The organism is Flammeovirga aprica JL-4, assembly GCF_012844305.1.
Classification (GTDB): Bacteria; Bacteroidota; Bacteroidia; order Cytophagales; family Flammeovirgaceae; genus Flammeovirga; species Flammeovirga aprica.
Window position 1 is genome coordinate 67650 of record NZ_JABANE010000032.1, and the last position, 12919, is coordinate 80568.

At 34.6% G+C, this 12919-nt stretch carries 7 protein-coding genes; 6 read left to right on the plus strand and 1 reads right to left on the minus strand.

What is annotated here, in order from left to right; translation table 11 throughout:
• Positions 1–133 precede the first annotated feature (133 nt).
• Positions 134–595 (minus strand): hypothetical protein, encoded by a 462-nt coding sequence (locus HHU12_RS13440; RefSeq protein ID WP_169657260.1) that lies wholly within the window; start codon positions 593–595, stop codon positions 134–136.
• A gap of 312 nt (positions 596–907) precedes the next feature.
• Here HHU12_RS13440 and HHU12_RS13445 point away from each other — a divergent pair, with 312 nt between their 5' ends.
• The 6 genes from HHU12_RS13445 to HHU12_RS13465 form a co-directional block, all read left to right on the plus strand.
• Entirely contained in the window at positions 908–1807 is a 900-nt protein-coding gene (locus tag HHU12_RS13445) for an aldose 1-epimerase family protein (protein ID WP_169657261.1), read from the plus strand.
• The gene (locus HHU12_RS13450; protein WP_169657262.1) at positions 1800–2543 is read left to right on the plus strand and encodes an acyl-[acyl-carrier-protein] thioesterase; all 744 of its coding nucleotides are present in this window, start codon (positions 1800–1802) and stop codon (positions 2541–2543) included. Before HHU12_RS13445 ends, HHU12_RS13450 begins: the two co-directional genes overlap by 8 nt.
• Before the next feature lie 86 nt (positions 2544–2629).
• A complete protein-coding gene (locus HHU12_RS13455) occupies positions 2630–3796 on the plus strand; it encodes a hypothetical protein (RefSeq protein WP_169657263.1) in 1167 nt (388 codons plus the stop codon).
• 328 nt (positions 3797–4124) lie between these two features.
• Positions 4125–5765: a tetratricopeptide repeat protein gene (locus HHU12_RS13460; protein ID WP_169657264.1), complete on the plus strand. Its 1641-nt coding sequence runs from the start codon at positions 4125–4127 to the stop codon at positions 5763–5765.
• A gap of 160 nt (positions 5766–5925) precedes the next feature.
• Complete coding sequence (locus tag HHU12_RS35655) at positions 5926–6057, plus strand: hypothetical protein (RefSeq protein WP_262889396.1); 132 nt, start codon at positions 5926–5928, stop codon at positions 6055–6057.
• A 16-nt stretch (positions 6058–6073) separates the two neighbouring features.
• The coding region (locus HHU12_RS13465) for a S8 family serine peptidase (protein WP_169657265.1) at positions 6074–12919 on the plus strand (6846 nt) is incomplete at its 3' end.

The following is a 12919-nucleotide window of genomic DNA, read 5'->3' on the forward strand; positions in this document are numbered from 1 at the left end:
GAAGTTTTTTTTGGGAGGTTGTCTTTATTAATTTTTATTGTTTGAAAAACCAAAACAATGAATCACAGCTGAAGTGATTTATTTCTTGATTAATAATAAAAACACCCAGTCATAAAGTGAACTTTTAATTAGTTTACTGAAATTGTTTTCTGAAAAATATACCTGGATTTATGTCTATTGAAGCACTATACCTACTTTCATGGAGGTTGACGGCTACTCCAAATTGATTACCCTTCTTGTCTAAACCAATTCGAACTCTTTGTACACTACTTAAATGCCCTATGTCAGAAAATGCTGAAAAAAGCTCTAAACTAGAGTACAATTTCCATTGTTTGTTGAGGTCAGGTGTAAAACGAAGGATGGAAAACCAGCTGTAGAGTAATTCATTGTTGATGTTGATGGAGAGTAATGCGTAAATAACAAATTTCTTAGAAGCTTTGAAATAATGAACACCAGCATCAATTCCTGCATTATTGGAGGAAATCCGACCAAGGACCGTTCCTCCGAAACCAGAGTTTGTCGTGTAATTCAAATAAGCACCAGTAAAAAGATCAGTTTTATTTTCATCATATTCAGCAGTCGCTCTTCCTATCATTGAGCACATTCGTAACTATGGGCTGGAATTAATGGCGATGGAAGGCATTGACCATAAGAAAAAGTGATGATTGCCTAATGGATCTATCAAGTGATGTCGATTAATAGTGGATGAAATCAAAAGGTTATTATTAAGGAGTGTCTTTGTCTAAAATATTGATTATGAATAGTCAAAAATTACATCCATAAATTAACCATTATAAAATCTTCGTTGATCACTTTTTCTTCCTATTATTTTTATTATTTTGCTTCAGCATAGCACAAAATGCTTGAACTTTTAATAAAAATATACCCACCAAAAATAGAAATACATATGAGCAAAATTGTCACTTTAGAAAATGCGGTTCTACAGGTGAAAATATCGAAGAACGGAGCTGAACTGCATTCTATATATCATAAACAACACCAACACGAATATTTATGGCAAGGCGATAAAGAGGTTTGGGGCAGACATGCACCTGTACTATTCCCGATAGTTGGGCAGGTGGAAGATGGTTTTTATGAAGTGGATGATGTAAAATACAAGCTTCCTCAGCATGGTTTTGCAAGGGATATGGAGCATAAGCTGATCACTCAAGATGAGCTGCGCTGTATTTTTGAATTGCGCTTTGATCATGATACGATGACAAAGTTCCCTTATAAGTTTGTTTTCAGAACAATTTATGAGATCAAAAACAGTAAATTGTCGATCACTTATCAAGTAGATAATATTGATACTGAGGATATTTACTTCTCAGTGGGTGCACACCCTGGTTTTAATACTGATTTCATCAAAAATACATCTTTTGAAGACTATACTATTGAGTTTTCAGAACAGGAAAAATTCCAACGTTTATTATTGGATAATGGCTTGAGAAGTGGAGCAATTCAGGAAGATGCCTTAAATGGAGCACAAACATTGGATCTGAAATTTGATACGTTTAAAGATGATGCCATTATTTTTGATCACTTCAAATCAGAGTCTTTAGATATTGTTTGTCGTCATGATGATTCAAGAAAACTAAGAGTTGCTTTCAAAGACTGGCCTTTATTGGGAATTTGGACACCAGTTGGTAAAAGAGCTGATTTTGTTTGTATTGAGCCTTGGTATGGTGTGGCTGATTTAAGAGATGAAAACCACAACTTCAAAGAGAAGTACGCCAACCAGAAACTTCCTAAAGAGGAAACGTTTAGTGCTACTTTCTCTGTGGAGATAATTGATAAAGATGAATAAAGAAATAGAGGGGATTTGGTATGAAGAACAGGTGGTGAAATCATACCAAATCGGCCCTAATTATACATTAAAACCCACTGCCATTTCTGAACTTTTTCAAGAAGCAGCAGGCAATCATTCCAATGCTAAGAAATTTGGGTTGAGAGAGTTGATGAAAGTGGGTAAAGCTTGGGTACTTGGCACTTATAAATATGAAGTTTTTCATTGGCCCAAGTGGACCGATCAGCTGAGTATAGAAACTTGGGTATACGATGTTCAGAAATTTTCTTCTCAAAGGAACTTCAAGATTCTTGATGAAGAAGGGAAATTGATGATATATGGGTCTTCCAATTGGTTTGGGTTGGATTTAAAGAAAAGACGTCCAACATCTATCAATGAATTTGAGGATTGTGTCCATGTTAGAGAAGACCTCACAACAGTCGGTCCTCCCAAAAGACTGAAAGGAGTAGAGAAAGTAGATTTTTCATCAGAAAGGGAAGCTTCCTATAGTGATCTCGATCCTGTAAACCATGTAAACAATATCCGTTATTTTGAATGGATGTTAGACAGTTTGCCTGTTGAAATTACTCAAAAAAAGACACTGAAAGCTGTTGAAATTAATTATGTTGCGGAAGTGATTTTGGGTGAAAAGGTGAAAATTGTACATGAGGTCTTAGAAGAAGAGGATACTAAAATAATCTCTGCAATAATGAAAGAAAATAAGCCGGCATGTATTATTCATTCGGTTTGGAAATAAACAACATCCTATCATTGTTTTAACTTTGGTAGGATTTTTTTATACTGTTGCATCCTCAATCTTTTTAACTTAAAGCACTCTTATTTATGAAAGAATACAAAATAGCAAAAGGCTGGGCACTATTTACCTATGTGGCTGGCTCATTGATGATCACTTTATTTTCATATTTACCAATCTACGGATTACTTAAATCTGATGATGATATGTTATTATTTTTTGGAATAGCCGCCATCCCGATGATCATTTTAATGACCATAGCTATCATTGATACTGCTAAAAGTAAATTAATCATCACAAATACATCAATAGGAAAGCGATCATTGTTTACCAATAAAGATTTGCCACTGTCTGAGGTGAGCGGATTTAGGACAGATGATAAATATACTTATATAGAAACAAAGTCTCATGCCCATGAAAGTATTCGTTTTGGACGATATTTTGAGAAAAGGCAAGAGATTTATGAGTGGTTGTACTCTAATTTTCAGGACTTTAATGAAGTTAATATAGAGAAAGAAACCCAAGAGATTTTGTCGAATGATGAATACGGTAGAACTGTTGAAGAAAGGGAGGAAAAACTTGGTGTTGCAAAAAATGTGGCATTAGGGTTTAATATATTGGGAGGAGGAGTAGGTGCATACACTTTTTTCATCGCAGATCCTTATGAATTGTCAATTATACTATCCATTATAACACCTATAATGGCCATTTTAGTCATGCCGTTTTTTAAAGGTTTAATCAGATTTAATGATGCTGAGGACAGTGCCTACCCTAATATGGTGATTGCAATATTTTTTCCTTCCCTTGGATTGCTATGGAGAGCTTTTTTTGATTTCAATATATATGATTATAGTAATTCATGGGGGGCTTTTCTACTATTATCATTGCTACTTATAGGAGGTGCTGTAGCGGTGGTTCATAAAGAAATTGATTTGAAAACAAATAAAGGTATTGGAACACTTGCTGGAATAGCTTGCACTTTCATAGTGTACAGCTGGGGTACTATTATTACCACAAACTGTATATATGATAACAGTGAACCTGTAAGTTATCAAGCTGAAATTATTCAAAAGACTAAATATACAGGTAAAACAACAACTTATAAATTTGAATTGACGCCTTGGGGAGATCAGATAGCACCTGAAACAGTGGAGGTTTCAGAAGATTTTTTTGATCAGATGGAGGCTGGAAATACAGTAAACGTTTATTACTTAAAAGGGTATTTGGATATTCCTTGGGTAGTAGTATCAGAATAGAATTTTTTAAAACTGTGGGGGTAACTTCACAGTTTTTTTACTTTAATAAAATAATACCTTTTCAGAAGCAATGTGAAATAAGTTTTCGTTAAATACTAATAGGCCCTTCCACATGGTTTCATATTGTTTACAACCATGCTTTGTTCTTCTTCATTGTTCTTATTACCTAGTGCTTAGCTAAAAAACATGACAACACTTAATAAACTAATTTGATTAAAAACGCATCTTTTCTCAATACAAATAGCTTGTTAAGTTCTTTGTTATAAAAGTGGATAAGCCTAATGATAATTTATTATCTTTATGGGAAACCAATTAATTATCAAATTTAATGAACTTATTATCAAACAAAAGAAGCATAATGGCTTGCCTGTTATTATGTTTTATATTTCTCTCCCAATTTACAAATGCTCAAATACAGGATAATTACTCAAAAGGAAAAGAGTACTTCGATAAATCTAAATTGACAAGCGACCTTGATAGTTCCATATTTTGGGTTGATAAAGCTTTAGAGACTATTAAACTAGAAAATGGGAAAGGTAAAGTACTAAGAGCTGAGATATGTAAACATGGGTTTAATATCGCTTTACAGATGGGGTTGTTATCAAAAGGAATTCGGTATTCTTTTGATGCGCTTCGTTTTTATGAAAAACAAGAGAATTGGCAGGAGTATTTAAGTATTCTAAATCAAGTGGCCATAGCGTATTTGAAAACAGAAAAATACAACTTAGCACTTGATACCTACAACGAAATAGAATCATTTCTAGCTTTACATAAAAATGATGATAACATTAAGTACGATTTTATTTTAGGAAACATATATAACAACATAGGTATTATCAATGGTTTGCGTGGAAACAACGATCAAGCATTAAGTTTTTATGGTAAATCAGTCACCCATTCTAAGTTAGCAGAGGATCAGAAAAATTTATCAAATGTGTATATAAACATGGGAAAAATATACGAGGAAGAAGGAGATGCACTACTTGCTGAGGGAATGTTTGTGAAGGCACTTGATTTACGGGAAAATCTAAAGGATAATTATCTTCTCGCAAAAATTTATGGACATCTGGGGCATTTTTATTTGAGAAGACAGAAACTGATTGAATCAGAAAAGTACTTAAAAAAATGTCTTGAATTGTCAGATGATTTAGAGGCAAGAGAACTACTGATGAATGCTTATCAATATTTATCTGAGCTTGCTGAAATTAAAGGTGATGTGCATTTGGCTTTTAAATATTATAAACTCTTCAAATCAATTAGTGATGAAATACTACAAAATGATTCTTCAGAAGAATTATTACTAACTGCCCAAAAATATAAATTTGAAAAAAGAGAAGCTGTCCTTCAGTTAGATAATCAAAAATCAAAGGAATTAATATTGTTCATCACACTATGTAGTTTAGCTTTGATCACTTTATTTTTTATTTTATGGAGGTTAAGACGAGAAAAACATATTAACGATTTATTGAAGTCAGATCACCTAGTACTAGAGAATGATCATCTTAATTTGGAGAAGAAAACACTTGAAGACAGTCTGGAATTTAAAAACAAAGAACTCACTACAAATGTGATGTACTTAATGAAGAAAAATGAATTGATCAATGATGTTTCTGAGAGATTGATTGCAATTAGACCGAGTGTCAATAAAAAAGATCAAAAGAAAATATATAAAATAATTTCAGAGCTTCAATCAGCAAAAGATAAAGATGTGTGGGAAGAGTTTGAAGCTCATTTCTCCTCTGTTCACAATGAATTCTATGAAGTACTTAATCAAAAATTCCCAAACTTAACACCCAATGAGAAAAAGCTGTGTGCTTTCCTAAGATTGAATCTCACATCAAAAGAAATTTGTACTATCACAAGGAAATCACCAAATAGTTTACATGTAGCAAGAAGTCGTTTAAGAAAAAAAATGGGTCTGGATCATTCAGATATTAACTTACATTCATTTTTAGAGAGCATTAGTTAAAGGTCGCAATAACAGTGGGTTGCAATTTGTTGATATGTTAATGTAAGGTGCTTTTTATAGCCTGTATGAATAGTGTAACACTTTGAATAGATGAATTGAAGTAAAGCCTTTTTAGAATTGTACCCAATTAGGTATTACAACAATTAAAAAGTTTGGTCTAATGAACAAAAAAACGAAAGCTACTACTGAAGAGAAAAGTATTCAGCAGTTGATTTCTGAGAAGAAGCTTCAAAATGAAGCATTGAAAAAAATCCTTCAGAAGATAAAGAAGGATAGGCCAATCAATTATTAAACTATTCAATTAAAACATGAAATTTCATCGAATAACATTACTACTATTAGGTATGATTTCCATGGGTATTTCTGTTCTCGCTCAGAGTGGAGCAAGTACGGATACTATGGAACGAGGTATTGTGAAAGTAAAGTTTAAGTCGGAAGTGGCTGGAAAACTTTCGACATTACCTACATCATTTTCAGCATCTTCTTTCGGATCATCAACACTGGAGGTTGTAGCTAGAAAGTATAGCGCAACTCCAATGCGAAGATTATTTGAGCAATCTCCTAATCCCGTATTAGAGGCAAGACATAGAAAGCATGGATTACATCTTTGGTACATTTTTGAAGTAGATCCATCAAAAGATATTAATGAAGTGTTATCTGCATATGGGGAAGTCTCTGAATTCTCTTTTATAGAAGGAGAGCATACCAAATCATTAAGTCCTTATGAAGCTACAGAAGTAGATGTATTATCGACCTCTTCAGATGAGCTTCCGTATAATGATACTCATTTACCAAAACAATGGCATTATGACTACGACAACCAAGTAGAATCTGTAACTGATGGATATGATATTAACTTATTTGAAGCTTGGAAACTAAATACAGGTAGTTCAAATGTAATTGTATCTGTACATGATGAGGGTGTTGATACAAGTCACCCTGATTTAGTGGATAACATGTGGGTGAATATAGCTGAATTAAATGGAGAACCAGGTGTAGATGATGATAACAATGGTTATGTAGATGATATCCATGGTTGGAATTTTACAGATGATCATGGTGATATAACTCCACAAACACATGGTACGCATGTGGCGGGGACTGTAGCCGCTACCACTAATAATGGAATTGGTGTAGCAGGTGTTGCTGGCGGTTCTGGAAATGGAGATGGAGCAAGGATCATGTCAATGCAGTTCTTAGGAGGAGGTAGCGTTGAGCGTACTTTTATCTACGCTGCTGACAATGGAGCAGTGATTTCTCAAAACTCATGGGGGTATACTACCCCAGGTGTTTATGATCAATCGGTATTAGATGCAATTGACTATTTTATTGCTGAAGCAGGAAATTATCCAGGCTCACCAATGAGAGGGGGTATAGTAATCTTTGCTGCCGGTAACTATAATTCTGACAATGAATGGTGGCCAGGGTACTATGAAAACTGCTTAACAGTTGGAGCATTAGGGCCTGATGGTAAAAAGACTAGTTACTCCAATTTTGGTAAATGGGTAGACATTTCTGCTCCCGGAGGAGAGTCAAACTTAGGGAGTGAGGCGAGTATTTTATCAACTTTGCCAAATGAGAAATACGGTTATTTAGATGGGACATCTATGGCTTGTCCTCATGTTTCAGGTGTAGCAGCTTTAGTCTTATCTAATGCGTCTGAGGTTTTGACACCGGATGAATTACGCCAGATATTAGTGACTTCGAATCAACCTATTGATCATATTAATGAAGAATATGTTGGGAAAATGGGTGTGGGTAATATCAATACTCATTTAGCATTACAATCAGATAATGGAATAGCGCCAACAGCGATAACAGATTTACAATTAAAAGGTATCGCTCAAGAATTTGCAGTGGTCAATTGGACGATTCCTTCTGATGAAGATGATACGAAACCTGAAGAGTTCAAGCTTTACGTACATACAGAAGAATTGAAAAGTGATAACCTGTCGTCAGCACGATATAAGTTTAATATTCAGGTTGGAGATTATGAAAATGTCAGAGATACAGTAACTTTTGAAGTAAATGATTTATATGGATTAACAGATTACTATTTTGTAGTTGTGAGTACTGACCGTTGGGGGAATGTATCTAGTATCTCAAATAGTTTAATGGGAACTACGAAGACAGGACCGATGGTAAACGTGTCAGAGGAAGCTGAAAACATAGATTTAACAACAAACTTAGGGAATGACTTCAGTAATACTTTAGATTTTAAGATTAAAAATGAGGAAGAAGGGTTGTTACGTTGGGAGTTTACATCAAGACACATAAATAAAAGTTTGTCATACTATAGCTTACCTAATGTAGGGAATAGAAAGGACGCACAATTAGCTAATCTTGATTCTTCAAAGGTAAATAAAAGGGCGTCATTAGTAGCTCAAGCACATGAGGTAGCTCCGATGTCTTTTGAAAAAGTAGAAAAGTTTTATGGTGGCTATTTTCCTACTTCCGTATTTGGAGATTCTGACACGACGTTATCTAATTCTGCAGCGACCATTTATCATGTAACAGAAGATGAGGGTTTTAACTTAACAGACCTACGTTTTTGGTTGAAGCACGACCCTGAGAAACAAGATGTGATTTTTGAAATCTACAAAGGAGAAAAACTAACCCAAGATAACTTACTATTATCTCAACCTTACCGAAGTAATGGAGCCGATGAACATAATGCATATGTTCGTTTGAATGAGCAATTATATTTCAACAAAGGAGAAACGTTTACTGTAGTCTGTCATATTCCAGCAGGACCATTATATCCATTAGGTGCAACCATCACCACCAATCCTTCAGAATCTTATATGAGTTTACTTTCGTTGGATAGGGGGAACACATGGATAACTCTACCGGAAGCACTGAGAGGAAACGAATCTTTTGTTTGGAATATGATTGCGATTTCAAATTTTGAACATTTAGGAGAGTACATCACTCTAACTCCAGGGGCAGGTGAAGTATCAGGAAAAAGTGAAGTGGATGCACGGTTACATGTTGATGCTTCCAAATTGATTAATGGCACTTACAATAGTGTAGGTATTATTCATTCTAATGATGTCAATCAACCTGAATTAAGGATGCCTGTAAAGGTAACCGTAACGGAACAACCTCCAATATTAGCATCTGTAAATTCGATGAACTTCGGGAGTGTATTCTTAGGAGTTGAGAAAGAGTTGGTAATCACTTTGGTGAATAATGGTTATGGTAATTTTAATAATATTCAGTTGACATCCACAAGTGATGACTTTGTTTTTGAAACTTATCCAACTAATCAAGTAAAGGCATTATCAACAGGAGATTATATAGTAAAATTTAAACCTTCAGTAGTCGGAAATATCAATGCTGTTTTAAAATTTGAAGGAAGCAACGGAACACATGAAGTGAGGTTGTTTGGTGTTGGAACTGCTCCTTCAGAAATTGAAGTGGATCCAATGAGCCAAGTAATGAATGATATTTCGATAGGGGATGAAATACAAACTTCTATATCCGTTACCAATAATGGTGAATATCCATTAACCTATTTTATTCCAGGATACAATGATGAGGAGATCGTGGAAGAATGGGGCAAAGATTATCATACTTTCGGGTACCGTCCAAAATTAAGTCTAAAAGGAGAAACAAATTATGAATGGATAGAAATAAAGGAAACGGGAGTGGATATCACAGATTTTATGAAAAATCATGATAGAAACCTAAAAGAGACACAGTATTATAAAATAGAACTCCCTTTTGAATTTCCATTTTATGATAAGATGTACTCAGAGTTGTTTTTTACTCCTTTCGTTATGATGACTTTGAGCGACTCTGTATTATCTGTAAATGCTCCAAAATTAGAGTATGGGTTAAATGGACTAAAAGGGATGTTGTCGGCTATTGGCATTGAGCATATATTTACAGAACAAGGAGAAGTTTTTTATCAAGTTGAACATGATAAACTGATTGTTCAGTATGAAGGTATTTCACAAAGGAATAGATTACATGAACAGATAACATTACAATTTGTAATTTATGACAATGGTACAATTCGAATAAATTATAAAGATGTAGAACAGGTACCAGAATTTGGTCAAAGGTATTGGAATGTATTGATTGAAAATCCTGAAAGGAATGATGGATTTAGATTAGCAGGGTTTGGCGGTGATAAGTATAACAACGATTTTATAAAAATAGAATGGGCAAATGAAATGTCAATTGAGTTTGCTTATCCAGGGCCAAGTATTATCACCAAAATCACAAATGCCTCGGATGTATTAATGCCTGGTGAATCAAATACATTGGATATAACATTAAGCACTTCTGACTTGTATGAGGGAGTGATCAATAGAAATATCAATATTGTTCATGATGACCCTATCAATACTTCTCAATTGCCAAATATCCAGTTAAATATTGTGGATGGAGGAGAAGCTACGCTCGAATTTCCAAAAGATACAATAGATTTTGGAGAGGTATATCAAGGTAAAGTGCTTACTGAGGAATTTTATTTAAGAAATACAGGGACAGCAAACTTGAGTGTAAAAAATGTAGTCTTAAACAGTGAGTATTTTGAATTAGAAGGACCTAGTTCTGTTGAAATTAAACCATATCATTCTCAAATTTATACAATCAAAACAGTTTCTGAAGTCATCGGTGAAATGAAAGCGAATGTCGAAATTACTTTAGAAAACGATGTTGTAGAGACTATTACTGTGATGGCTAATATTGAAAATGCACCGGGAATAGAAGTAGATACCACTGCAGTGAGCTTTACACTTGATTATGGTGTTAAAGAAGAAATAGACTTAAACATTAGAAACACAGGTGATACTACATTGGATGTAGCAATTGCAGGATCTGAGTGGTTATATGAGGATTTAAATTCGTCTTCTAACATTGATAGTTCGAATCATTTCACATATATGTACAGAAAAACATCTGATGAATTTGGAGCACCAGAGTTTTCTTGGATTGATATAATCGGAGTTGAAGGAACACAGCACATAAACCCAGCTACTGTAAATATTAACGAACCTGAAGGATGTTGGTATCCTGTCGATTTACCATGGGAATTTAGCTATTATGGAAAGCCATATAGTAAAATGCACATTGGGTATAATGGTGTAATTACTTTTGCAGGTCTACTGGGTGTAGAGTGGTTTAATGTGGGGCTTCCTTCTGAAAAAGTACCGAACTCTATTTTACCGTTGTGGTCTTCTGGTGGCTATAATACAGGTAAATGGGGTGGAGAGAATATTGGTGTATTCTACCATCTTTATGATGAAAAGATAGTAGTGACTTTCCAATATATGGATAGTGGTTTGGGTGATGGAGATCCAATCTCAGTACAAGCTATTTTGTACAAAGATGGAACGATGAAGTTCCAATATAAAATGGAAGAAATTGGCTTAGATGCAATATCTCACCAATCAACCATAGGTTTACAAAATGAAGACCTTTCTGAATATACTGAGATAGCCTACAAAAAGACCCTAGATATAGGGAGAGGTTATGCTATTTCAATTACGCCGGTAGTGACTGTAAATGTCGAAGCAGGAGAGGCGATTACTAAAAAGTTAATGTTGGATGCATCCAAAATCTATGGAGGTACACATGAAACCTCTTTACTGATTAGTTCTAATGCTCCAAATAAGGAGCAAATGGAAAAAAAGGTAATACTTGATGTGATCGGTAATTCTGAAATTTCATATCCTGATTCAGTGTACTTTGGTGAAGTGATTGTTGAAAACCTAGGATCACGATATAAAGAGTATGTAACCAATGTGATCGTCAAAAATTCCGGTTCTCAAGAAGTCCAATTGGAATCTATTGTATTGAAAAATGAAGATGAGATCAAAGGAGAATATGAGGCCGATAATGGTTTTGGAGGAACTTTCTGGAGAGACATTAAATATTTGAGAGATCCGATTTCAATTCGTCCAAATGATGTAGAGACAATTAGGTTGAAGTTTACCCCATCAGAAGCAAAAATGTTGGAGGATACGTTGAAAATCACATTGTCTAATGGCATAGAGCATTTAATTGCCGTAAACGGAAAAGCGATCTTCCCTCCGGAAATGGTAATTGGTGATGATGAAATAATAGTAAGTTTGAATACAAACTCTGCCGAAAAGGAAGCTTCTTTCAATCTTTCTAATACAGGTGCTTCAATATTGAACTATGACATTAATGTAAATTATATTCGAGGTTCATCAGAGATACCGACGACACAATCAAGTTCTTTAAATAACAACGCTGTTTTAAAAAAGAAAGAGGCGAAGGTATTCAATAATTTTGCCTTACAGACATCAAATGATTCTATCAACAGAGAATTATATTTTGGAGCTTCAGATTTACCAAATAATTATGTTGGTTTTGCAGGTTCGGCGGATTTTATAGGAGCTACTCGTTTTAACGGTGGAAGAGAAGGGTTCAATCTTTCTCAGGTAATGACATATGTGAATTATGAGTCAATATCAAGCGGTGAAATAAAGGTGGAAGTAAGAGCAGGAGGAGAGTCAATCTATGATGCTGTGGTTGTTTCGACAACTACTTATTCATTCAGTAATAACGAGCCTGGCGAAGGCACTGGAGAGTGGATTGAGATTCCATTAGAAGAAGATGTGACGATTTATCCTAATGAAGATTTTTATGTTATTTTCTCCTATCCATTTGAAATTAGTTTCCCCCAAGGTATCACGAGCGGTGAAAAATCGGCAAATCGATTTACGTATTACGCAGGTGGACAGTGGAACGATTTACAAGCAGGAGGATTTGCAAGTGATGTTTACATGGTTAAAGCGTTGGAGAAGGAATACGTTAGCAACTCATGGTTAATTTTGGATCATGAAAATGGTGAGTTGGAAGCAGAGACTGATACTGATATTCCATTTATGGTGAAAGCTTCTGATAATATACTAACCAATCAGCTTGCTGAAATTGTAGTACGTTCGAATGATATCAAATCTCCTCAAAAAGAAGTAAAAGTGAGAATGTTATTGAATCAAGCTCCATATGCTGAAGGTTTGAATACTCAATATGAGGTAATGGAGAATGATACACTAAACCTTTCATTTGTTGTAAAGGATAGAGAAGGTCACACTTTCATAGTAAGTACAAAACATGAAGAGCTGACATTAACCCAAAATGTTGATACAGTTTCCTTGAGTATGCCTACGGAT